Source organism: Vibrio brasiliensis LMG 20546 (assembly GCF_000189255.1).
GTDB lineage: Bacteria > Pseudomonadota > Gammaproteobacteria > Enterobacterales > Vibrionaceae > Vibrio > Vibrio brasiliensis.
On record NZ_AEVS01000014.1, the window covers coordinates 24,605 to 48,047 of the forward strand.

General features: G+C 46.8%; 17 protein-coding genes. 8 read left to right on the plus strand and 9 right to left on the minus strand.

Features of this window, described 5'->3' with window-relative positions; genetic code table 11:
• Nucleotides 1-85: 85 nt before the first annotated feature.
• The 3 genes from RH46_RS02585 (at nucleotide 86) to RH46_RS02595 (ending at nucleotide 6,704) form a co-directional block, all read left to right on the plus strand.
• Nucleotides 86-1,312: an ABC transporter substrate-binding protein gene (locus RH46_RS02585; RefSeq protein ID WP_006877846.1), complete on the plus strand. Its 1,227-nt coding sequence runs from the start codon at nucleotides 86-88 to the stop codon at nucleotides 1,310-1,312.
• A 159-nt stretch (nucleotides 1,313-1,471) separates the two neighbouring features.
• Nucleotides 1,472-4,579 carry a beta-galactosidase gene (locus RH46_RS02590; protein WP_006877847.1) on the plus strand — a complete coding sequence of 1,036 codons (3,108 nt, stop codon included), beginning with the start codon at nucleotides 1,472-1,474 and terminating at the stop codon, nucleotides 4,577-4,579.
• Nucleotides 4,580-4,589: 10 nt separating this feature from the next.
• Complete coding sequence (locus RH46_RS02595; RefSeq protein ID WP_006877848.1) at nucleotides 4,590-6,704, plus strand: alpha-galactosidase; 2,115 nt, start codon at nucleotides 4,590-4,592, stop codon at nucleotides 6,702-6,704.
• 31 nt (nucleotides 6,705-6,735) lie between these two features.
• Here RH46_RS02595 and RH46_RS02600 read toward each other — a convergent pair whose 3' ends face one another.
• Entirely contained in the window at nucleotides 6,736-8,079 is a 1,344-nt protein-coding gene (locus tag RH46_RS02600; RefSeq protein WP_040894933.1) for an MATE family efflux transporter, read from the minus strand.
• Between the two features lie 158 nt (nucleotides 8,080-8,237).
• Here RH46_RS02600 and RH46_RS02605 point away from each other — a divergent pair, with 158 nt between their 5' ends.
• Nucleotides 8,238-8,951, plus strand: a complete 714-nt coding sequence (locus RH46_RS02605) for a helix-turn-helix domain-containing protein (protein ID WP_138922146.1) — start codon at nucleotides 8,238-8,240, stop codon at nucleotides 8,949-8,951.
• Here the strand turns inward: RH46_RS02605 and RH46_RS02610 are convergent.
• The 6 genes from RH46_RS02610 to ebgR all read right to left on the minus strand — a co-directional run bounded on the left by RH46_RS02610 (nucleotide 8,902) and on the right by ebgR (nucleotide 17,210).
• Nucleotides 8,902-9,810 (minus strand): DMT family transporter, encoded by a 909-nt coding sequence (locus tag RH46_RS02610; protein ID WP_006877851.1) that lies wholly within the window; start codon nucleotides 9,808-9,810, stop codon nucleotides 8,902-8,904. The genes RH46_RS02605 and RH46_RS02610 overlap by 50 nt on opposite strands.
• Nucleotides 9,811-10,002: 192 nt before the next feature.
• A complete protein-coding gene (locus RH46_RS02615) occupies nucleotides 10,003-11,436 on the minus strand; it encodes an amino acid permease (RefSeq protein ID WP_006877852.1) in 1,434 nt (477 codons plus the stop codon).
• Nucleotides 11,437-11,533: 97 nt separating this feature from the next.
• On the minus strand, nucleotides 11,534-11,986 hold the full coding sequence (locus RH46_RS02620) for a beta-galactosidase subunit beta (RefSeq protein WP_006877853.1): 453 nt from the start codon (nucleotides 11,984-11,986) through the stop codon (nucleotides 11,534-11,536).
• 3 nt (nucleotides 11,987-11,989) lie between these two features.
• The gene (gene ebgA, locus RH46_RS02625; protein WP_006877854.1) at nucleotides 11,990-15,094 is read right to left on the minus strand and encodes a beta-galactosidase subunit alpha; all 3,105 of its coding nucleotides are present in this window, start codon (nucleotides 15,092-15,094) and stop codon (nucleotides 11,990-11,992) included.
• 302 nt (nucleotides 15,095-15,396) lie between these two features.
• On the minus strand, nucleotides 15,397-16,230 hold the full coding sequence (locus tag RH46_RS02630) for an SGNH/GDSL hydrolase family protein (RefSeq protein WP_006877855.1): 834 nt from the start codon (nucleotides 16,228-16,230) through the stop codon (nucleotides 15,397-15,399).
• Nucleotides 16,227-17,210 (minus strand): transcriptional regulator EbgR, encoded by a 984-nt coding sequence (gene ebgR, locus RH46_RS02635; RefSeq protein WP_006877856.1) that lies wholly within the window; start codon nucleotides 17,208-17,210, stop codon nucleotides 16,227-16,229. Before ebgR ends, RH46_RS02630 begins: the two co-directional genes overlap by 4 nt.
• A gap of 363 nt (nucleotides 17,211-17,573) precedes the next feature.
• Here ebgR and galE point away from each other — a divergent pair, with 363 nt between their 5' ends.
• From galE to galM, 4 genes are all read left to right on the plus strand, one after another.
• Nucleotides 17,574-18,590, plus strand: a complete 1,017-nt coding sequence (gene galE / locus RH46_RS02640) for a UDP-glucose 4-epimerase GalE (RefSeq protein WP_006877858.1) — start codon at nucleotides 17,574-17,576, stop codon at nucleotides 18,588-18,590.
• A 41-nt stretch (nucleotides 18,591-18,631) separates the two neighbouring features.
• Nucleotides 18,632-19,687: a UDP-glucose--hexose-1-phosphate uridylyltransferase gene (locus RH46_RS02645; RefSeq protein ID WP_006877859.1), complete on the plus strand. Its 1,056-nt coding sequence runs from the start codon at nucleotides 18,632-18,634 to the stop codon at nucleotides 19,685-19,687.
• 70 nt (nucleotides 19,688-19,757) lie between these two features.
• The gene (gene galK, locus RH46_RS02650) at nucleotides 19,758-20,918 is read left to right on the plus strand and encodes a galactokinase (RefSeq protein ID WP_006877860.1); all 1,161 of its coding nucleotides are present in this window, start codon (nucleotides 19,758-19,760) and stop codon (nucleotides 20,916-20,918) included.
• Between the two features lie 9 nt (nucleotides 20,919-20,927).
• Nucleotides 20,928-21,986 carry a galactose-1-epimerase gene (galM, locus tag RH46_RS02655; protein ID WP_006877861.1) on the plus strand — a complete coding sequence of 353 codons (1,059 nt, stop codon included), beginning with the start codon at nucleotides 20,928-20,930 and terminating at the stop codon, nucleotides 21,984-21,986.
• 66 nt (nucleotides 21,987-22,052) lie between these two features.
• On the opposite strand, the gene RH46_RS02660 is transcribed toward galM, so the two are convergent.
• Both RH46_RS02660 and RH46_RS02665 read right to left on the minus strand, forming a co-directional pair.
• Nucleotides 22,053-22,397: a ribosome recycling factor family protein gene (locus RH46_RS02660; RefSeq protein WP_040894936.1), complete on the minus strand. Its 345-nt coding sequence runs from the start codon at nucleotides 22,395-22,397 to the stop codon at nucleotides 22,053-22,055.
• A complete protein-coding gene (locus tag RH46_RS02665) occupies nucleotides 22,385-23,293 on the minus strand; it encodes a LysR family transcriptional regulator (protein ID WP_006877863.1) in 909 nt (302 codons plus the stop codon). Before RH46_RS02665 ends, RH46_RS02660 begins: the two co-directional genes overlap by 13 nt.
• Nucleotides 23,294-23,443: the final 150 nt, after the last annotated feature.

Sequence of the window (23,443 nt, forward strand, 5' to 3'; positions counted from 1 at the left end):
TTCTCTGATTGGTCAGCTCTTTTATGTCGTTAATAAATATAACTATTGGACCCATGAGCATCTGCTCACAAACAAGGACCTGAATATGAAATACGTGAAACATCTTGCTGCCTCTGCAGTTCTTGGGGCAACACTCTCGACCACCGCTTGGGCCGGAACTCTGGTGATTAACTCAGATCAGGCTGACCCTGCACCCAAAGCCGCCTGGCAAGAGATTGTTAAACGCTTTGAAGCAGCAAATCCAGACATCAAGGTTGAGTACAACCTGTATGATAAAGAAGCCTACAAAACCACGATTCGTAACTGGTTGGTGACTTCACCACCAGATGTGGTGTTCTGGTATGCGGGTAACCGTATGAAAACCTTTGTGGATCGTGGCCTGTTTGAAGATGTAAGCGATATCTGGGCTGATAAAAATATGAAGCAGGACTTTGCGGCTGCAGCTCCTGCAATGACGGTTAACGGCAAGCAATACGGTGTGCCTTACACCTATTACCAGTGGGGTGTTTACTACCGTAAAGATATTTTCGAGCAGTATGGCATTGCAGAACCTAAAACTTGGGAGGAGCTGAAAGCCGCCTCAGCAACGCTGAAACAGAACAATGTTGCTCCTTTTGCTATCGGTACTAAGTACTTATGGACAGCAGCTGGCTGGTTCGATTACATCAACTTGCGTACTAACGGTCTTGATTTCCACATTGACCTTATGGACGGCAAGATCCCTTACACTGATGAGCGTGTGAAGAAAACTTTTGCTAACTGGGCCGAGTTGGTCGAGCCGGGCTACTTCCTAGAAAATCACGCCTCTTACTCGTGGCAAGAAGCGCAGCCATTCCTATACAACGGCCAGGCTGCGATGTACCTGATCGGTAACTTCATTACACCAAACTTCCCGGACAACATGGACGGGAAAATGGGTTTCTTCCAATTCCCAATTATCGATGCTTCAGTTCCTTTAGCAGAAGATGCGCCAATGGATACTATTCATATCCCGACCAAAGCGAAGAACAAAGAGGACGCACGTAAGTTCTTAGAGTTTGTCGCACAGGCTGAAATTCAGCAATTGATCAATGAATCTATCCTACAAATCCCGACCAACAACAAAGCTAAAGCAGCGGATGATGAGTTCCTCAACAAAGGTGTTCAGATGCTTGCTGACGCTCAGGGGACAGCTCAGTTCTACGATCGCGATACCGATCCAGCGATGGCTAAAGAAGGTATGAAGGGTTTCCAGGAGTTTATGGTTAAACCTGAACGTATCGACAAGATTCTGAAAAAACTAGAAAAAGTACGTCAGCGTACGTTTAAGTAATTCAGCAATAAACCTTCCCTTACTTGCTACTGACGTTCCCTATTTACTGGTTAGTAGCAAGTAGAGGATGGAACCACTCTATGTTGGGTGGTATTACCTTCAGAGCGCTGCCTTGCCAAGTGGGTGCGCTCTCTTTTCTCTTATCTTTAGGGTGCTGTGATGAGAACTTTTAGCCAAATCATAGCGGCGCGAGAATGGGAGAACCAGCATGTGGTTCACCATAATGTTTTACCCGCGCACGCTCCTCTTCATGCTTATTCAAGCGAACAGAACGCGTTAACTAAGTCTCAATCGGAGAAGCAGCTTAGCCTCAATGGTTGTTGGCACTTTGAGCTGTTCGAAAGGCCGGAAGATGTGCCGGCTGAGTGTGTTGAGAAGAGTTTTGATCATAGTGGATGGAGTGAAATAACGGTGCCGGGAAACTGGCAGCTGCAAGGTTTTGATAAACCTATATATACCAATGTGAAATATCCGTTTGCTGACACGCCCCCTTTAGTGCCACAGCACAATCCCACCAGCATTTATCGCTGCCATTTTGATTTTTCAGCCAGTGACGCGCAAACCACCATTACGTTTGACGGGGTGAATAGTGCCTTTCATTTGTGGTGTAACGGCCATTGGGTCGGATACTCGCAAGACTCAAGACTAGCGGCAGAGTTTGATTTAACACACTTGCTTGTAGATGGTGACAACCAAATTACCGTGATGGTGTTGAGGTGGAGTGATGGCTCCTACCTCGAAGATCAGGACATGTGGTGGCTTAGCGGTATCTTTCGTGACGTAACTTTACTGAGTAAACCTGCCATTCACATTAAAGATGTCGAGGTAGTGACTGAGCTGGATGATAGCTATCGCGATGCCAGACTGAAGGTCACTACGACCTTGTCAAAAAAGAATCTACCGCATGTGGTTAGAGTAAGTCTCTACGATGCTCAACAGCAGTTAGTCATTACTCAGGAAGCCTGTGCTGGAGTCGAGTTTGTCGACGAAAAAGGCCCATGGTGTGACAAGGTCAACCATAGCTTAAATATCAATGCCCCACAGTTATGGAGCGCAGAATCACCGACCCTGTATCGAGTGGTGATTAGTTTGTTGGATGAGCTGGGTAAGTTAGTAGACTGCGAAAGCTATGACGTTGGCTTTAGGCAGGTTGAGATCAGTCAGGGGCAGCTCAAGGTCAACGGGCAGTCGGTGTTGATTCGTGGTGTGAACCGCCATGAGCACCATCCCGAATTAGGTCATGTGATGACGCGTGAAGATATGCTTCGCGACATCAAGCTGCTTAAACAAAACAACTTCAATGCAGTGCGCACCGCTCATTACCCTAACCATCCGTTGTGGTACCAACTGTGTGATGAGTATGGCCTCTATTTAGTCGATGAAGCCAATATCGAGACTCACGGTCAGTTTCCTATGTGCCGCTTATCTGACGATAGTGAGTGGCTCAATGCCTATATGCGGCGCATGACGCGTTTAGTTGAGCGTGACAAGAACCACCCATCAGTGATTATCTGGTCGTTAGGTAATGAGTCTGGCATCGGCAACAACCATCATGCTATGTATCAATGGGTTAAGCAGCGTGATCCGTCACGACCAGTACAGTACGAAGGGGGCGGGGCAATGACCGCCGCGACAGATATTATCTGCCCTATGTATGCCCGTGTGGACTGGGACCTACCTGTTGTTGCTCACCAGCCAGATGTGACACCGCGAGTAGGAATCAAAAAGTCCATCGCCTTACCTGACGAACAACGGCCTTTGATTCTGTGTGAATACGCTCATGCGATGGGCAACAGCTTAGGCAGTTTCAGTCATTACTGGCAGGCATTTCGCGATCATCCTCGCCTGCAAGGGGGCTTTATCTGGGATTGGGTCGATCAGGGTTTGACTAAGGTTGATAAGCAGGGCAATCAATACTGGGCATACGGAGGTGACTTTGGTGATGAAATTAATGACCGCCAGTTCTGTATCAATGGCCTTATTTTCCCGGATCGAACCCTTCATCCGACTCTGTTCGAAGTGAAGAAAGCACAGCAGTTTTATCAGTTTAATCTAATCGATCAGACACCGCTTACCCTACGTATTAGCAGCGAAAAACTATTTACCTCTTCATTAGGAGAAACACTTCAATGGCAAGTGTTAGAGGATGGGGTTGTGGTTGATTGTGGTCAGATTGAGCTGGTGATTGACTGTCAGCAAAGCGTTGAGCTGGTGCTGGAAAACAGCGTTGCACGCCATAAAGCAGGCGCTCGTTATCACCTTAATCTTGATGTAGTGCTTAACCAGGCAACACCATGGGCGGAGGCTGGACATATCACGGCTAGTGAACAGCTTGAATTATCGGTCGACGCTCAGTTAGTGCTACCAGACGCCAATCCAGCCTGGCAGGCTAATGTCTCTGATAGTCCTGAAAAGCTTTTGGTCTACAGTGATCTTTTTGCTATTGAGTTCGATAAGCAGCTCGGTGCTCTCTGCAGTTGGAAAGTAAACGACAACGAAAAACTGATGCAGCCGGTTTTTGATAACTTCTATCGTGCCCCGTTAGACAATGATATTGGTACTAGCGAAGCGGATCGACTTGACCCTAACTCTTGGTTCGCTCGCTGGCAGGCTATTGGCTTGGCGTCTCTTGAGCGTCAATCGATTGATTTTGAATGGAGTGAAAACAGAGCTGGTGTGCAGGTTGTGGCTAAAGCGACCTATTTGCAAGCGGGTAAAGTTTTAATACTTTCTACCTGGCGCTATCAGATTTCGCAAAGTGGTGATGTTTCGATAGATGTCGATGTCGAGTTGGCTAATGGGCTTCCCCCATTGCCAAGGATAGGTATGGAGCTTGTGCTGTATGACCATGGTGTGAGTGAACATCAGCAACCTGTGATTTGGTTTGGTCGTGGTCCGCATGAGAACTATCCTGACAGAAAGCTTTCCGCCCATTTTGGCCGTTATCACTCTTCTGTCGAGCAGATGCATACCGACTACATCTTCCCGTCAGAGAATGGCTTACGTTGTGATGTTAGCCAGGTGCAGGTGGGAGAACTCTCTGTACGAGGCAATTTCCATTTTGCGGTCAGTGAGTTTAGTCAGGAGAATCTGGCTACAGCCAGACACACCAATGAACTGGTTAAGCAAGATTGCATTTATGTCCGCCTGGATGGTTTCCATATGGGGGTTGGTGGTGATGATTCATGGACGCCAAGTGTCCATCAGCAGTACCAGTTACTTGAAAAGCGTTATCGCTATCAGCTCACACTAAGCTTTGCCATTTAAGGAGCGCTTGATGAATCAGTTCGTACAGCTACACAGTGATAATGTGTCACTGGTGATCAAACTTAGTCCGGCTCCAGAAGTGCTCTACTGGGGGAAGTCTCTTGCTCGTTTAGAGCAACAGCAGTTTGAGTCTCTGGCACAAAGCCAGTTACGTGCGGTGCCTCAGGCGCGTTTGGATCATGATGTTCCTTTAACTCTTTGCCCTGAGTTAGGGCGGGGCAGTTTTGGCTCTTCGGCGATTGAAGGGCATCGCAATGGTCTGGCGAGTATGCCTCGACTTGATTATCTCAGTCACACTCAATCTGGTAATGAGGTTGAGATTGTTTGTCAGGATGAGTTGGCCCAACTTGTCTTAACAATCTGCCTTAAGCTCGATAATACAGGGGTGTTGAGTAAACAGATGACCCTGAGCAACCTCAGCCAACAGGAGTACACCTTAAACAAACTGGCACTGACACTTCCGCTACCATTCCGGGCTTCGGAGTTGGAAAGTTATCATGGTCGCTGGAGTCGGGAGTTTCAGTCTCAGCGCCAGACCATTAACCACGGTTCCTGGCTGGTGGAAAACCGTCGAGGTCGCACTTCTCATGAATACTTTCCCGGTTGCCTGCTGGGTACAGTAGGGTTTTCTGATCAAGTCGGTGAAGTGTGGGGATTTCATTTAGCATGGAGTGGTAATCATCATTGGCGCGCAGATGTTAAAAGTGACGGCCGTCGATTACTGCAGGCAGGTGAGTGGCTTATTCCCGGGGAAGTGATTCTTAAACAAGGGCAGAGTTACACCACTCCAGAGCTTTTGGCTACCTATAGTCCAAAAGGTATCAATGGTATTCGCAAAGCAAACCATAGCTACGTTCGACAGCAGATTTTACCTTTTGATAGTCACAAGCTGCGCCCTGTCCACCTAAACACGTGGGAAGGGATTTATTTCGACCATGACCCTGATTACATCTGCCAGATGGCGACTCAGGCAGCTCAGATGGGCGTAGAACGTTTCATCATTGACGATGGCTGGTTTAAAGGCCGTAACAATGACAAGTCTTCATTGGGAGACTGGATATTGGATGCGAGCAAGTACCCCAATGGTCTGGATCCAGTAATTGAACATGTTAACTCTTTGGGAATGGAGTTTGGCATTTGGGTGGAGCCAGAGATGGTTAACCCAGATTCTGACCTGTTTCGCCGACATCCAGACTGGTTGCTTGGAGCCGAGGGATATCAGCAGCCGACCGGGCGCTATCAATATGTTCTGAATCTGCAAAATAGCGACTGTTATCAGTACTTATTTAACTGTCTGAATACCCTCCTCAGTGAGCATAATATTGGCTATGTTAAGTGGGATATGAACCGCGAGCTGGTTCAGGCGACTCATCAGGGGAGTGGAGCAGTACATGGCCAGACCAAAGCTCTGTATCGACTTATTGACCAGCTGGTTTTCGCTCATCCTGATGTTGAAATTGAGTCGTGTAGCTCAGGTGGTGGTCGGATGGATTATGAGATTCTTAAACGAACCTGTCGTTTCTGGACATCCGACTGCAACGATGCTCTTGAACGGCAAACTATCCAAAAGCACATGGGTATCTTTTTTCCACCCGAGGTGATGGGGGCGCATATCGGTCCGTCCCACAGCCATACCACGAGGCGCAGTCATGATATTAACCTACGCGGTTTGACGGCTCTCAATGGTCATATGGGGGTTGAGCTTGACCCGGTTAAAGAGAGTGAACAAGAGAAGCAGGCTTTTGCCAAGTATATTGCACTGCATAAAAAGTACCGACAGTTGCTGCATAGCGGCGACAGCTTTTACCTCGACAGCAGTGACCAGACCCGTTTGGCCTATGGGGTGACAAAAGCTCAGCAAACCCTGATGACAGTATGTCAGAAAGCAATGCCAGACTATGCTCTGCCGGAACCGTTAATCATTGAACATCTTGATTCACAAAAGAGTTACCAAGTTCGCTTGGTGGATTATCCCCAAACCAGTGCTCAGTTGATGAAAGAGAGTGAAAGCTGGTGGCATGAAGGAGAAATTACACTCAAAGGTGAGTGGTTAGCCACTGTTGGTCTCAGTCTGCCTATTCTTGACCCAGAAGCTTGCTTACTGCTTAGCATTGAGGCGATATAAATAGTTAAGGGCGCACTGTGCGCCCTTTAACTTAACTCAAGGTGAAGCGAGTCCAGACTTTAGAGCGCCAACGTCTTGCCATGATCAAACCGCGGAACCACTCATCGAGAGCAATCGCCATCCAGGCGCCAAAGACACCAAAGCCCCAATGAACACCAAACAGGTAACTCATTGCTACTCCCAGTCCCCACATGCTGAGAATGCCCATTTGCACCGGAAACTTAATATCGCCAGCCGCTTTGAGTGCCGAGATAAATATCAGATTAAACACTCGCCCAGCTTCTAAGATAATAGACCCTGCGATCAGGCTGGCAGTTAGCGCCGCTATTTTTGCGTCAGTGGTAAACAGCGGAATGATGCTGTTGCGTAGTAAATAGATCGCAATAGTCACTATGGTCGAAACAACAAAGCCAATCACAAAATAGCGCTGGACCAGCTTAAGGATAGAATCGATCCAGCCACGGCCAATATAGTAACCCGCTTGTATTTGACTGCCCTGACCAAGGGCCAATGCAAAAGCAAATGACAAACGGGCAATGTTTTGTGCGTAAGTAAACGCAGCTAACGAAGCGGTACCCATCTGAACAATAAAGAAGGTAATACAAATCTGCGCCATGTTGTAAGACAGGACTTCACCGGCATTCATCACACCAATTTTGACTATTCGTGAATAGATGATCTTTGGGATTTTGCGAAATTCCCCGAACGGGAGAGAAATGTCACTGCGCATGACCACTATAGCTAAAATGAGCGTGCCGATAACCTGACTGAATACCGTTGCAATCGCGACGCCTTCAACACCGTAGACAGGCAGACCGAAAGGTTGATACAGAGCGATATAGTTACCAACAATATTAATAACCCCGCTGATCAGGTTGATGACCATTGGCGAGCGAGAATAGCCATTACTACGCAAAATCGTAGTCAGTACAATGCCGAGAGTAATGTTAAAGGTCATCGCTCCGCTGATGACCAGATACTCCTCTGCGTATTGCTCAACTTGAGCTTCAAGTCCGTAAAGGGGTAAAAAGTAGTAGGCACCGATGACGGCAAACAGGCTTAATGAAATACCAACCAGCGCCGATAGTGCGATACTTGCCACGCCAACATAAGCGGATTCCTGATGTCGATTAGAGCCGTTGTATTGTGCGATTAAAATCCCGGTTCCGCTGCTGACCATCGATGATACGATGATCAAAAAGAACGACAACTGAGAGATAACACCAACCGCAGAGACGGCCTTATCTGAGTACCCACTTAGCATGAATACATCACTGGTATTAAGAGCTGTCCTTAGCAGGATTTCGACGAACAAAGGCCAGGTCAGGGCGACGATGTTCATACGTTTATCGATAGAATTTGCTGAATTCGACATGAGAGTGTGAGCAGAATAAGCGGAATTGTCGATTATATAATCACACACTTTGTGTGGATATGAATTTTCTTATCTGGTGAGAAAATAGCGAAGTGATCGATTTAGTTGATGGTGTGCTAAAGTGATTCCACAGCAGAAATTGGATTCAGGATGAAACCTTGAGTAGTAAAATTACACTCAGATCTTATAGTCGCAGCTCAAATGGTCATAGCCATAGTCACCATCAGGTGTTACTACCTACCCGAGGCTATATCGATCTCACATTAGATGGAGAGGCGGCCAGCGTTTCATATGGTGACTGCGTGGTGATCCTGTCTGGCTGTTACCACGAATTTCGTGCTCGTGAGGACTTCCGCTTTCTGGTTATCGATGTTGAACAACTACCTTCGGCTTTGCTTACACTTGATTATCCTATCCTGTCGCTTGATGAAGCGACTCATCAGTATGTCAGTTTCATCGAAAAACAGCTTGAGCAGAATGTCGAAGCTGAGCTTGAAGAGAGTATGCTCACACTGTTGTTTGAGCTACTGTCTCGTCAGTGTTCGGTGGGAAAAATAGATAGTCGAATCAAAAAGGTCGTCCAGTACATTAATCAGGATATTGCCGCTAACTACACCATAGAAGAGCTGGCTAAGGTCGCTTGCTTAAGTTCCACTCAGTTTAAGTACCTGTTTAGTAAAGATGTCCAACTCACGCCACTTAAGTACCTGACTAAATTGCGTATGGAAAAAGCGCGCACTCTGCTGACCAACACGGACATGCCAGTCAGCAGAATTGCCGAGGAGGTTGGGTTTAGTAACCCTTCTTCGTTTACCCGGAGCTTTAACGGCTATTTTGGCTTGCCACCGAAGAGTTATCGTACTCACGAATAACCGATGTCTGGCGTCGATATAACACTATGCTGCAGGCAACGATGACCATTCCTACAAGCGTGACAGCCGTGAGCGTGGTGCCAAACAGTAAGTGGTCGAACAGATAGGTCAGCATTGGGACCGCATAAAACAGCACGCTGACTTTATCTGAACTGTCTCTTTTGACCATATACATCAGCAGCAATACGGCTCCGACTGAGCCGACAATACTCATCCACAGTACCGAGAATATCAACTTACCGTTCCATTCAACATGCCACCCCTGTGCCAGACTCAGTAGAGTGAAGACAGAAGTTGCTAACAGGCACTGGAACCACATTGCCTGAATGGAATTGAGTGAAACCTTGGCTTGCTTGATGGTGCCGAGTGTCAGAGCAAATAACGCCAATACAGCAAACATTAACCCTGACCAGCCAATCTGCTGAAGACTCTGGCCTCCTGCGATGGCGATACACAGACCAGCGAACCCTATCAGTAATAGTAAGGTTTGGGCTCTATCTGTTCTTTGTCGACACAGAAGTGGCGTGATCAAAGGTTGGATGCCCAGCACTAACGTCACCAATCCGGGCGACATTCCGCTGCCAATCGCTGAAATGTAGAAAGCGAGGTAGAGAATCTGAAGCATTAGCCCTGCCACTAATACAGGCTTTAACTCTGTTTTAGTGACCGTTGTAAATGTCATTTTAGTGAAGCGTTTTGCGATGAGTAAAACCAGTGAAATACAGACAAGAGAAATAACAGCACGCAGGGCCAGAAAGCTCCAGTGCGTGGAATACTGCAAGCCGAATTTGACGATCACTGCGCCACTGCTCCACATCACCAGAAATAGCACTGGCGCAATGGAATCTAATTTAGTCATTGTGATTAACCCTATTGTTTACATGACAGAAAGAGACAAGTGGCGGCCGCTCACCTACTGAACACTATATCTTGCCTTGCGATGAATAAATGATCCGAGAAGACGGTTTTCTGTTCGTTGAGGTCGCTGTTGGGGGACAGTAGAAAACAAAAAAGGGCACCGCCAGGGTGCCCAAAGGGTAGTTAGTAGAGTTTATTTAAGCGCTACTGCAGGAGCGGCTTCTTTTACGCGCTCTTCGTCATCAAGTGACTTTTCGTATTGGCTGTACTTCCACCAAGCGAAGCCAAGGAAGATCACAATGCCACCAACGTTGTAGAAAATAATCGTCATGATGTCTGCACCCGTAGGGAAGGTTGATGCCAGGAAGCCAACGGTAAAGATAGCAATCAGAATCGACACCACAGCGATACCTGTCATGCGTGAGCCCATTTTGAAATCACGCTCCAGATGATCCAGTTTCAGGCGCAGGTTCAGGTAAGCCAGCATGATGAACAGAGGCGGTAGCATAGAAGCTGCAGCAGTCATGTTGATCACAGTGTTCATTAGGTCCTGAGCGGTATTAGAGCCCAGAGTAGGGATGATCATCAGTGGGAAAACAATCGCGTACTGAACCCAGGCTGCGCGAGCCGGAACGCCATTTTCATTTAGTTCAACGGTCTTCTTACCAAAGATACCTTCAGGAATTTCAGAGAAGAAGATCTTAACAGGCGTCGCAGTCCACATTAGTAGAGAGCCAAACATTGCAGTGAACGAAACCAGACCGACGAAACGGTTCATCAGAATTTCTGGCAGACCAAAGAAGCTCGCTAAACCTTCAAATACCTGCACTGAACCACCGGTGTACTTTAGCTCTGAGCTAGAGACAAACACGTTAATTAGTACCGAAGCAACAGAGTACAGTGCACCGATAAAGATACCGGCAATGATGATGACTTTAACGAAAGATTTAGAGCCACCTTTTACGTCGTTTACGTAAACCGCTACCGATTCAGCACCGCCTGCTGCCATAAAGATCCAGGTAGTAATACCAAGGAATGCCCAGCTGAAATCAGGGATCATCGCTTCAACAGTGATTGGGTCTGCAGGCTCAACACCACCGACAAGTGCAGCACCTGACAGTAAGATGTAAGAGATAGTCAGTAGTAGCATTAGCGATGAGGTTACTGAGGTGATAGGCCCAAGCATTTTAGCGCCGTTTGTCGAAACGTATGTCGCAAAGGCAAATAGAATCATACTTAATGCGGTCGTTGCGAACGGCGTCAGAATATACTCATAGCCGAGGAAGGCATAAGAAGCGTAAGCAATAACGCGTGGTAGCAACGAAGTGAAGAAAAATAGGTTTACGAACCAGTAAGTGTAGGCTGAGATAAATGCCCAGCGTCCACCGAGTGAGCTTTTGACCCATGCGTATACCCCAGCTTCTGAATCTTTGTTGAGAGAGACGAACTCAGCGATGATTAAACAGAAAGGGATGAAGTAAAAGATAGTCGCTAAGAAGAACATTGGTGCCGATGCCAGGCCGATCTCAATGTTGTTATTAATGACGTTATTGAAACTGAATACGGCGGCAAAAGTTAAGGACAGCAAGCCGAACTTGCCTATGGTATTACGTTTGGTATCAGACATTTGTTATATCTCCGAAGAGTCACGTGTTTGTAGGGTTTTATCGAGGGGCTGATGCGGCTGGCGTCGCCCCTCATTGTTATTTGTATTAATGTCTTGGTTACTTGTTGAGGAAGTAGCCATCTTCGATGGTTACTTTCAGCACCACTTTGCGAACCCGGCTATCACCTAAGAAACGATAGCCCTGGCTATTGTCAAAGATGGCTAACTGGCCGGCGCTCAGTTCACGTACTTGCCCTTTACCTATCAGGTATTCGCGATCGGTTTCATCGCTATAAGCTTCATGCTGCTGTAGCTGAGACTTATCAGCAAATTCTACTGATTGTTTTCCTTCCAGATAGTAGTGCACATCAAAGTAGCGACGGTTACCGACAAAAGTGTCATTGTTAGGTGAAATGCCGTCTTCAATCATGTAAACCAGTGAGTCCCCGATTGAGTGCATCACGCCATCTTTGATATTGGCGCAGTTCTCAATCGCTTCGACACAGCGGTTCCATTTACGACCGTTACGGTACATTTGTTTAAATTGTTCTAAGCTCTCTAACACGATCATGGGTTATGCCTCGTTTACATCAGTTGCTGGGACATCATTAGCTGTAAAAAAGCTGTCACCAAAGTTATGCGCTGCCATAGCCTGAGCGTTACAGTCGCCCGCTTGCAGTGGCATTAAGGTCAGACCGTAGCGGAACTCGTCCATGTAAACGCGGTAAGAGTCGAGTACTTCACTACCCCAGGAGTTGGAGCCAAGCCCCATCAATTTATGGTCAAGGTTAAGGGTGATATAACCACTCTTTTCCAGCTCGATAGTGTGCTGAGCCTGATGCAGGTTTTGGTTGGTGTAGAACCAGGCACTGAAGTTGATCTCTTGTTGCGGCTTAACCAACAGGCCTGTGCCATTACGATTGGTCAGGGATGCCCAGCGAACGTTTTGGCGGTTGCCATTGTTCTGCGGGAATGGGTAATTCTCGAACATGTCAGCCACTGTCGTCTGGTAGACATCAATCATGTTGGCCTGTTTACTATCCTGATAGTTCTCTTCAGGACCTCTGCCGTAGTATCTGACCTGATCAAACTCATCATTGATGCCGAGGTCTAAGCCGATAACCGGAATCACGTGTGGATAGTCTCCGTAACGTTCGCCGCTGAGCTCGACATTGAGCTGGCCCTGAGCGTTAACCTGATAGCGGTAAGTACAGCGCATACCAAAATCGAATACCGGTGGAGCAATGATGCTGGTGGTGGTGATTTCTACTTTGCCATCAATCAACTCAACATTAAGACTGCGGAAGTGCTCTTGCATGATTTGCAGGTGAGCAGGTTGCCATAGACCTTCATGTTCCTGTTTGTGGTTGTCGATCATCGGTTTGAAGAAGTTGAGTCTTGGTTCCGACTTAATCAGTTGTTCACCATTGACCAGCCAAGAGGTTAATTTGCCGTTCACTTTAGAGAAGCTGATAGCAAAGTTATGGCCTTCAATCAGGTAACCTAGACGGCTCTCTTCTACGTTAAGCGCCGTAGCGTTACCGTTAAGCAAAGCGGGTGCAGTCGCGGTATTACCTTTCAACTGATATTGGTAAACGGCAATTTCGTGGTTAGCTGAGCTGTAGAGAGTGCGACTATCTTTACGTACGGTAAAGTTGATAAATACCTCACGCAGATCCAACTCTGGGAGTGCAATTTCAATTTCACGCTCAGAGTTCGCTGCTAAGTCGGACACCTTAAACTGAACAGTGCGTAGAGTTTCTCCTTCAGCGCGAATATCAGCGGTAATGGTGTAATCATTCAGGCTGGAGAACCAAAGCTTGTTCTCGACCACAAACTTGCCAGCCTGCGGTTCAACAGCGCGGATTTTTACTGGTGCGATAACCTGTTTGTACTCTTTCAGGCCAGGACCCGGAGTTTGGTCTGGGTAGATCAAACCATCCATACAGAAGTTGTAATTGTTTGGATAGTCGCCGTAGTCACCGCCGTATTTGTAGAAAGATTCGCCTTTCTCATCACGGGCCAGAATACCGTGGTCACACCATTCCCATACATAATGCCCCTGAATATGGTCATGTTTGTAGAACACGTTTTGGTATTCAGTCAGGCCACCCGGACCGTTACCCATAGCGTGAGCGTATTCACAGATAATGCGCGGTTTTTCGTGTGGGAACTCACCGAAGTAGTTCATCAACTGAGCGCGTGAGTACATGGTCGAAATTACGTCGACAACTTCGGCATCACGGTCCTCTTCATAATGGACCAGACGAGTGTCATCAATCGCTTTGGTTGCTGCGTACATCGAGCGAATATTACAGCCGTAGCCTGATTCATTACCCATCGACCACATGATGATCGACGGATGGTTTTTCTGTGCGTGAACATGGCGTTCTGCTCGTTCTACAAACACGGCCTCCCATGCGGCATCATCGGTGATACGGCTTAGGTCACCCACGTTAGCAAAGCCATGAGTTTCAACATCGGTTTCAGCCATAACGAACAGGCCGTAGATATCACACAGCTCATAGAAACGAGGGTCGTTAGGGTAGTGGGCGGTGCGGACAGAGTTAATGTTGTGCTGTTTCATCAACACAATGTCTTTCTCTACGCGATCCATACCGACAGCACGACCTTTCAGGTGGTCGTTATCGTGGCGGTTAACCCCGTGTAGCATCACGTATTGGTTGTTGATATAGAACAGACCATCACGCACTTTTATGTCACGGAAACCGACACGCTGAGGGATGACTTCCAGCGTATTACCGCGTTGGTCGCGCAGAGTGAGGATCAGTTGGTACAGGTATGGGTTTTCTGCGGTCCAGTGAACGGGATTTTCCATCTCGATGTTAAAGCGAGTCTGAGTCGATTGGTCGATAGTCAGGTTACTGCATGAGCCTTGCGCAATAACCTGACCTTTATCGAACAGTGCGTAGTCGAGCGAATAGCCGTTTGCCTGTTGAGTGCTTAGGTTCTCCAGTTCAACCTGACAAGAGAGCGTAGCGGCTAGGTAGTCATCTGCAAAATCGGTACGAACCGTAAAGTCCTGTACATGAGTGAGTGGTTTGCCGACCAGATAAACGTCGCGGAAGATACCCGCAGTCCACCACATGTCCTGATCTTCGATATAAGTAGAGTCTGCCCACTGCATAACACGCACTGACAGTAGGTTATCTCCTTGCACGACATAGCGAGAAATATCGAACTCAGCAGTGAGGCGACTGCCTTTACTAAAGCCAACGTATTGACCATTCACATACACTTCAAAGTAGGTCTCAACACCATCAAACTTAATAATGGTTTGCTGATCGTTCCAGTTTTCACCCAGAGTAAAGTTGCGTTGATAGGCTCCTGTTGGGTTATCGCTTGGTACGAAAGGAACATCAATTGGGAAAGGGAAACCTTCATCTGTGTATTGAAGATCGCCGTGGCCTTCCATCTGCCACATGTTCGGAACCGTGATTTGGCCCCATTGATCCATCTTTTGTGAGTAGAACTCTTCAGGAACCAACAAAGGGTTGGTGAAGTAGTTGAAACGCCATTGGCCGCTTAGCAGCATAAAACGACGACTAAGTTCTCGCTGAAAAGTCTGTGCGTTGTTAACGGAATCGTATGAGAAGAAGTAGGCGCGTGGTGCCATACGGTTCTCATGTAGGTGCAGGAAGTTTTCCCAGTTGTTCACGATTACTCTCCCTCGGCTTAAAGCGTCTGATGACTGCCGACGTTCTGTTAAAAAATGCTCAGTGAGCTTATGGGAAAGATATTAGTAAAAGTTTTACTAAAATAAATTGGTGAAAACGTTTTACTTTAACTTGATCACGCTTTAATTGAGCGATCTATCCAAAGCTGTGATCACCATTAAAGAATAATGTTTAACCATTTCGGGAGAGGTTATTGAGGGGAATTGCCGGATGTCATTAGACAGGGTTTAAACAAATAAGGCACTAAAATTTAGTGCCTTATCAATCGGTTAGGTTTGATTGCTTAGTTGAAGTGATGCTGGAGCAGTGGAGTTAGGACCGCAAGCCATTGCTGGTATGCATTCGAATTTAAGTGTAAGTCATCGCAACTACAATTAAGTGGCAGCACCTGCTGCGGACATAAACTCTGATTAAGGTTAATGAACGTGATCTGTCGCTGTTTACACAACTGCTGCAAGGCTTGATTAAGCAAAGTCACCTGAGGATTGAGTGATGAAATACGTTGGCCAACATACAGAGTCGACTGCACCCAGACCTCAATGCCTTCCGCCTGCCAGAAATCGAGCATCTGGCGATAGTTATCGAGGATTTGATCGACACTATAACCCTGAGATAAATCATTAATCCCCGCCATCACACAGACCAATTTAGGCTGACAAACCTTAGTGCTTTCAAGCCTGCGCAGCATACCAGTCGTCGTATCTCCAGCGAGTCCTCGGTTGGCTAAAGAGTAGCTGGCGAGCGCATCGTGCCAGGGGCCCCATTCAGTAATAGAGTCACCAAACATAACGATATCAACCTCTTTACTGAACGCAGAGTGGTTATCAAGAGTGAGAATGTAGCGACTCATTTTATGTGCTCGCTGGTTGAGATCTAATCTTGTAGTGATGTCGGAAAACTGCTGCGTAGTAATGCTTTGTGCATCAATATCTTGGGTCAGAGACTCAATTTCTGTCACCAATGGCGACAGTCGGGTGGTTAAGCCATGTTGTTTTCTTAGCTGATAAAGTTCTTCGACCAAATCGTAAAAGTGACGGTTGGGGTTTGCCTGATAAAGTTTTACCAGATCAAGGCACTCATTCTGTTTGAGCTCTTGTAGCAGTTGTTCTGAGGTCATTTAGTTGTGCCTCGCAGCTTCAGCTTACTAGGAACGTAAACCTGAAGTGGTAAGGCTCGGCCGTCACGTACTTTTTCTACCAGTAGGTTAACCCCTTGTATTCCCATCATTTCAGAGTGGATTCGAACCGTTGATAACGACGGGAAAGTAAACTTAGCGGTAGGGATATCGTTGACGCTGATCATCGAGATATCTTCTGGAATATTGAGGCCATGCTCGTGAATTGCTCTTAGTACGCCAATTGCGATTGAGTCTGAGGCAATAAACAGAGCTTTAGGGAAGTCAGACTTTGCCAACATCTCTTTAGCCAGTTTGTAGCCAGAGGAGCTGGTGAATTCACCGCGATAGACGTCATCAAGCGATACTACCCCTTTGAGCTGACCATATTCAGCGAAGGCAATTTCACGAATGTCTGCGCAATTTGGTTGGTCCTGGCCGCCGATAAAACCAATACGTTCAAAGCCTTGCTCGATGAAAAAGTCGGTAATTTGTTTGCTGATTCGAGTCAGATCGATGTCGACAGAATCGAATTCAGAGTTGCTATCACTAAAGTCGACATAACAAATATTGTCGGTAAGTTTGCTTAGCTGCGCTAAGATTTTCGGGTTACTTCTGCCGACTAAAAGGATACCTGTGATCTTATTGCCCGTAGCAGTTATTTCATTGTTATAACAGTTGGTTAGCTCAATGCCGAGTTTGTCACATTGGGTCTCAATACCATGACGTATCGAGAGGTAATAAGGGTCATTAACCTCTGCTTCCTGGCGGTAGTTGTAGACAGCCATAAAGTGATGACTCTGCTTTCTGGCTTGGGCTGCTTTCTTGGAACTACTGGTTTTGTATTCTAGTTTTTCTGCGATCTCAAAAATGCGGTGCTTGGTCTCTTCCTTAACACTCAACGTCGGATCGTCATTCAGTACCCGTGATACGGTCGCCAGTGATACTCCAGCTTCCGTCGCAATATCTTTTAGTGTTGCCATTAATTATTACGTCCCTTTATTATTCTTGCACTTATTCAGGCAATCTAACTATGCCAACTATTGTAAACAATCGCATCGATCAAGTACCAATTTTTAGTAAAAAATACCAGCCAGACCCACTAACACTCGCCTCAGGTCAGTAAAATCCACGCTTTTTAATCTCTCTCTGCAACGAGATTAGCCACTATTTACATTAACTAAATCATTAATCGAATAGCATTGAAGGGCAAATTTTGGTGAATTTTGTGGAAACGTTTACATAGCGCGAAGTTGATCACGGATCTAAGTCAGTATTGATTGATAGACTTTTGTTCATGATGAGGTTTGAGCAACTGATGCTCATCGATTGGTGGAGATCGAATAGTGAAAGTTCTTGTTACTGGTGGTATGGGCTACATCGGCAGCCATACTTGTGTGCAGACGATTGAAGCAGGCATCGAGCCTGTCATCGTCGATAACCTTTGCAATGCTAAAGATGAAGTACTGAATCGTATTGCGTCCCTTACTGGCAAGACTCCCGCGTTTTATCTGGGGGACATTCGTGATGAAGCGTTTCTTGATTCGGTCTTTTCTAAGCATGACATCAAGGCGGTGATTCACTTTGCAGGGCTTAAAGCGGTCGGAGAATCGGTAGAAAAACCACTCGAATATTACGACAACAACGTAAACGGAACTTTAGTACTCGCTCGTTCAATGCGTAAAGCTGGAGTGAAAAGCATTGTTTTCAGCTCTTCCGCTACCGTTTATGGCGATCCTCAGCAGGTCCCAATCACAGAAGATTCACCGACTGGTGCTACAACTAACCCATATGGTCGCAGCAAATATATGGTTGAACAGTGCCTGAGTGATCTGTTTGCCGCCGAGCAGGATTGGAGCATCACGCTACTACGTTACTTTAATCCTGTCGGAGCACATCCGTCTGGAATTATGGGTGAAGACCCTCAGGGCATCCCTAACAATTTAATGCCATTTATTGCTCAGGTCGCGGTAGGACGTCGTGAGTATCTGTCGATTTTTGGTGATGACTACCCAACCCAAGATGGGACCGGTATTCGAGACTATATTCACGTAATGGACCTCGCCGATGGCCATATTGCAGCGCTCAAGTCAGTAGGCGAAAAGTCAGGTTTGCACGTCTACAACCTTGGTACGGGGAAAGGTTCGAGTGTATTGCAGATGGTGGAAGCATTCTCTAAAGCCTGTGGTAAAGCCGTGCCTTACCAAATTTGCCCGCGCCGCGCCGGTGATATTGCTGAGTGTTGGGCAAGCACGGAAAAAGCTGAACGTGATTTGGGCTGGAAAGCGGCTCGCAGTGTTGACGAGATGACCGCAGATACCTGGAACTGGCAGTCAAACAATCCACAAGGGTATTCCGCCTAGTGCGCAGTACCGATAAGATTTGAAATAGTTGAGTAAGTAAGATGTCGAATATTGAGTTTAACCCTGTCGATCACCCACATCGTCGTTACAACCCGCTCACTGGGCAGTGGATTCTGGTCTCTCCTCACCGAGCTAAACGTCCATGGAGTGGAGCTGATGAAAAACCAGCTGCTGATGAATTGCCACACTATCAAGATGATTGTTTTCTCTGTCCCACCAACCAACGTATCTCAGGCGACGTCAACCCTGACTATCAGGGCACTTATGTATTCAGTAATGACTTTGCTGCGTTAATGCCAGATTCGCCGGATGCACCAGAGTCGGATAACCCACTTTTCAAAACTCAGGGTGTTCGGGGGCTGAGTCGAGTGATCTGTTTTTCCCCTGACCACAGCAAAACACTGCCAGAACTGCCAGTAGAGAAGATTCGTGGTGTGATTGATACCTGGAACAGTCAGATAGAAGAGCTAGGCCAGCAGTATGTTTGGGTTCAGGCATTTGAGAACAAGGGTGAAACCATGGGCTGTTCGCAGCCGCACCCGCATGGTCAGATTTGGGCAAACAGTTTCCTGCCCAACGAAATTGAACGTAAAGAGCACAATCTCAAAGCTTACTACCAGCAGTATGGCAGTAATTTGTTGGTTGATTATGTCAAAGCTGAGCTGAAAGACGGTTCGCGCATCGTGGTTGAAACTGAGCACTGGGTTGCTTTAGTGCCTTATTGGGCTGCATGGCCATTTGAAACCATGTTACTGCCTAAGACTCACATTCGTCGTATGAGTGAACTAAGTGATGCTCAACGCGATGACCTTGCTGTGGCAATCAAAAAGCTCACCAGTCGCTATGACAACCTGTTCCAGTGTTCATTCCCGTACTCAATGGGCTGGCATTACGCCCCTTTCTTTGAACAGGGAACTGATATCGAACACTGGCAGTTACATGCTCTGTTTTACCCGCCACTACTGCGTAGCGCGACAGTACGTAAGTTCATGGTGGGTTATGAGATGCTGGCAGAGAGTCAACGGGATCTCACCGCTGAGCAAGCTGCACAGCGTCTGCGCGATTTAAGCGATGTTCATTACAAAGAGCAGCCGTAGTTAAAACATTCCGCCAGTAGCGCATAAGCGACACTGGCAAACAGATTGAAACAGAATTATCGAGGGCTTTATGTCACAACTAATCAACAATGTGAAAGCGTCATTTGAGCAGGTGCTGGGTTATGCAGCGAGTCATATTATTCAGGCTCCGGGCCGAGTTAACCTGATTGGTGAACATACTGATTATAACGACGGGTTTGTGCTGCCTTGTGCAATTGATTACCAAACCGTTGTTGCTGCAGCGAAGCGGGACGACAATATCGTGCGTGTCGTTGCTGTCGATTACGATAATCAGACGGATGAATTTGATATCACTGAAGAGATTACTTTCCAGCAAGACAAAATGTGGGCTAATTACATTCGTGGTGTGGTTAAGTGTCTGCTTGCTAGAGGTTATCAATTCAATGGTGCGGATATCTCAGTGAGTGGCAATGTACCTCAAGGTGCAGGTCTTAGCTCCTCAGCTGCGTTAGAAGTGGTGATTGGCCAGACATTTAAAGTGCTTTATCAGCTAGAAATTTCTCAGGCAGAGATTGCTCTGAATGGCCAACAGGCAGAGAACGAATTTGTTGGCTGTAATTGCGGCATTATGGATCAGATGATTTCCGCTGAAGGTAAAGAAAACCACGCCATGCTGTTAGATTGTCGTAGCCTGGAAACTGAGTCGGTTTCTATGCCTGAGGATATGTCGGTGGTGATCATAAACTCGAACAAGAAACGTGGCTTGGTCGACAGTGAGTACAACACTCGTCGTCAGCAATGTGAGCAAGCGGCCAGCATCTTTGGTGTTAAAGCGTTACGTGATGTCACTATGGCTGAATTTGAAGCGAAAGCAGCTCAGCTAGAGGAAGTGGTTGCTAAGCGAGCTCGTCACGTAATCACCGAGAATGACCGCACACTTGAAGCGGCTCAGGCATTGCGTGCAAACGACATGAAGCGCATGGGAGAGTTAATGGCTCAATCACATGCTTCAATGCGTGACGACTTCGAAATCACCGTCAAAGAGATTGATACTCTGGTGGATATCGTCAAACAGGTGATCGGAGAACAAGGCGGTGTACGTATGACAGGTGGTGGTTTTGGTGGTTGTATTGTTGCAGTTATGCCTCCGGAACTGGTTGATTCCGTCAAAGCGGCGGTAGCGGAACAGTATCAGGCTGCAACGGGATTAAAAGAGTCTATTTACGTTTGTCAGGCCAAAGATGGCGCTGGCTTAGTTGAAGCGTACTAAGGACGTTAAATGGCTCATTCTCTTTTTCACACCATGACTGAGCAGCCTGCCTATGACGGCAAACCTGCTCAGCTAATCGAATTAACCAATGCGAAAGGGGTTCGCATTGTGTTGATGGACATCGGAGCAACATGGCTCAGTTGTCTTTTGCCTTTGGCGTGTGGTGAGCGTCGTGAAGTTTTGCTCGGTGTAGGGACCATGGCAGACTTTGTACGCCAACCAAGTTACATGGGGGTAACGGTCGGTCGTTATGCGAACCGCATTGCCAATGGTCTTTTTACCATTGATGGTCAGGAATATCAGTTATCAGTGAACCAGGCGGGTAATACTCTCCATGGTGGAGTGAATGGCTTTGATAAGCAGCGCTGGCAAGTGCTCGAACAGCAAGAGAACAGAGTTGTGTTTGGTCTCAGATCAGCTGATGGTGAGCAAGGCTTCCCTGGTCAGTTAGATGTTCAGGTGAGCTACCAACTGGATGACGATGGGCGCTTTGATATTGCATACCTTGCTCATAGCGATAAGGCAACGCCGGTAAACCTGACCAATCACGCTTATTTCAACCTGAATGGTGTTGATAGTGAGCTTGATGCCCGTGCTCATCAGTTACAGATTGCCGCTGACTACTATCTGCCAACTGATTCAGTCGGTATTCCGCTCGGTGAGCTGGCAGCTGTTGACGGGACAGGTTTTGATTTCCGAAAGGCTAAGAATGTAGCTCAGGACTTGCTGACTGATGAACAGCAAAAAGCCGCTAAGGGGTATGATCATAGCTACCTGTTCGCAGCAGATCGTGACACAAATAAACCTGTCGCTAAGGTGATGAGTCAGGATCAGCAAGTGTCATTGTCGGTAATAACAGATAAACCAGCAATGCAACTCTACTGCGGTAACTGGTTAGCGGGTACACCATCTCGCAGTGGGGGAGAGTACTCTGATTATGCAGGCCTGGCGCTGGAAACTCAGTTTCTGCCAGACTCACCTAATCATCCAGAGTGGCCGCAACCGAGTGTGATACTTCGCCCTGGTCAAGAGTACCGTTATCAAACGACTTATCATTTTAGCTGCTAATCTAGACGCATCTATAACGCAAAAGCCAGTCTACTTGACTGGCTTTTTTGTTGGTTTGGTCAATCGCTACAAATCTTCATACTGGTCAATTGCGCGCCGAGCTTCACTCATTGAGCAGCCAGTTTCGACTACCAATTGACTGACGGTCATTGAAGGGTTGATGGTCAGTATCTGTAATAAATCGATTTCTGGCTGCGGCAGTGCTTTCTCTATCGCTTTAACTATCCACTGATGACCGTCGTCCTCTAGTTGTCCAATTAACTGACGCAATTGACTCTCCTCGCCACTTAACTGCCAATGTCTTGAGCGACGGATGCGTTTCAGGTGACAACCCGTTTGATTGGCTAAGCTAATCACAATCGCCTTATCCTCCACACGGTGGACGAAACTATTTAGCCTTATCGACAACATAATTTATCGTCCCCAAACCACTGTTGAACAAAGTCGACAAAGGCCGACAGCTTTGTACTGCGACGAAGCTGCGGAGGGTAGATGAGATAGATACTGCTTTGGGTCATTTGGTAGTCAGATAAAATCTGTTGCAACTGACCGTTATCCAGCGCAGGTTGTACCAGATAACAAGGCATCTTAATCACTCCCTTACCTTTTAATGCAGCATCAAGGATTAACAGGTTATCGTTAATCAGCATATTTCCATCGGTAGCCACTTCAATCATCTGATTAGACGTATTGGTGAATTGCCAATGACGTAGATTCGGATCAGACAAGCAATTGTGCTGAGTGAGTTGTTGAGGATGAGTCGGGATGCCATGGGTAGCTAAATAGTCTGGTGAGGCACAGCAAACATGCTGATAAGGGATCAGCTTCTTCGCTATCATGTTTTCTGGCGGCGTATTGGTCGCCCGAATGGCCAGATCGAAGTTACTTTTGGTCAGATCTTCTCGGGTGTAGCCAATGTCTAAATCAAACTCGATATCAGGATACTGTTGCTGGAACTGATGACAGATTTCAATCAGGTAGCGATGACTAAAGATAGTAGGAGCGGTGATGCGTAACAGGCCACCCACGGTACTCTTGGTATGATCGAGTTCTTTCTCTAATTGCAGAATAGACTCATTGATTCCCTGCATCTTAGTGAGAATTTTCTCTCCGGCGGCAGTTAAACGAACGCTACGTGTTGAGCGAATTAGCAAACTGGTTTCCAACTCCTGTTCAAGCTGGTGGATTTGAGAAGATAGATAACTTCTGGAAATTCCAAGGTTTTCTGCAGCTTTTGAAAAACTTAGCTGTTTGGCAACCTCACCAAACAACGCGTAGCGTTCAAAGCGTTTGTGCATTTTATGCATGGTAGTGACCTCAGAATCCAAATCCGTTAGCGATTATATCGTTCAATATAGAAAATTAAATAGAGCTAATTGTTCGTTATACAGAATTATCTTTTCGTCTTTACGGGCTTAATCGCGCTGTTGGCTGGCAGTATACTGAATTCAGAACAG

Bases quoted from the DNA above. Each gene is read 5' to 3' on its own strand.
- RH46_RS02585 (WP_006877846.1), top strand. From the start codon at position 86: ATGAAATACGTGAAACATCTTGCTGCCTCTGCAGTTCTTGGGGCAACA.
- RH46_RS02590 (WP_006877847.1), top strand. From the start codon at position 1,472: ATGAGAACTTTTAGCCAAATCATAGCGGCGCGAGAATGGGAGAACCAG.
- RH46_RS02595 (WP_006877848.1), top strand. From the start codon at position 4,590: ATGAATCAGTTCGTACAGCTACACAGTGATAATGTGTCACTGGTGATC.
- RH46_RS02600 (WP_040894933.1), bottom strand. From the start codon at position 8,079: ATGTCGAATTCAGCAAATTCTATCGATAAACGTATGAACATCGTCGCC.
- RH46_RS02610 (WP_006877851.1), bottom strand. From the start codon at position 9,810: ATGACTAAATTAGATTCCATTGCGCCAGTGCTATTTCTGGTGATGTGG.
- RH46_RS02615 (WP_006877852.1), bottom strand. From the start codon at position 11,436: ATGTCTGATACCAAACGTAATACCATAGGCAAGTTCGGCTTGCTGTCC.
- RH46_RS02620 (WP_006877853.1), bottom strand. From the start codon at position 11,986: ATGATCGTGTTAGAGAGCTTAGAACAATTTAAACAAATGTACCGTAAC.
- RH46_RS02630 (WP_006877855.1), bottom strand. From the start codon at position 16,230: ATGACCTCAGAACAACTGCTACAAGAGCTCAAACAGAATGAGTGCCTT.
- ebgR (WP_006877856.1), bottom strand. From the start codon at position 17,210: ATGGCAACACTAAAAGATATTGCGACGGAAGCTGGAGTATCACTGGCG.
- RH46_RS02645 (WP_006877859.1), top strand. From the start codon at position 18,632: ATGTCGAATATTGAGTTTAACCCTGTCGATCACCCACATCGTCGTTAC.
- galK (WP_006877860.1), top strand. From the start codon at position 19,758: ATGTCACAACTAATCAACAATGTGAAAGCGTCATTTGAGCAGGTGCTG.
- galM (WP_006877861.1), top strand. From the start codon at position 20,928: ATGGCTCATTCTCTTTTTCACACCATGACTGAGCAGCCTGCCTATGAC.
- RH46_RS02660 (WP_040894936.1), bottom strand. From the start codon at position 22,397: ATGTTGTCGATAAGGCTAAATAGTTTCGTCCACCGTGTGGAGGATAAG.
- RH46_RS02665 (WP_006877863.1), bottom strand. From the start codon at position 23,293: ATGCATAAAATGCACAAACGCTTTGAACGCTACGCGTTGTTTGGTGAG.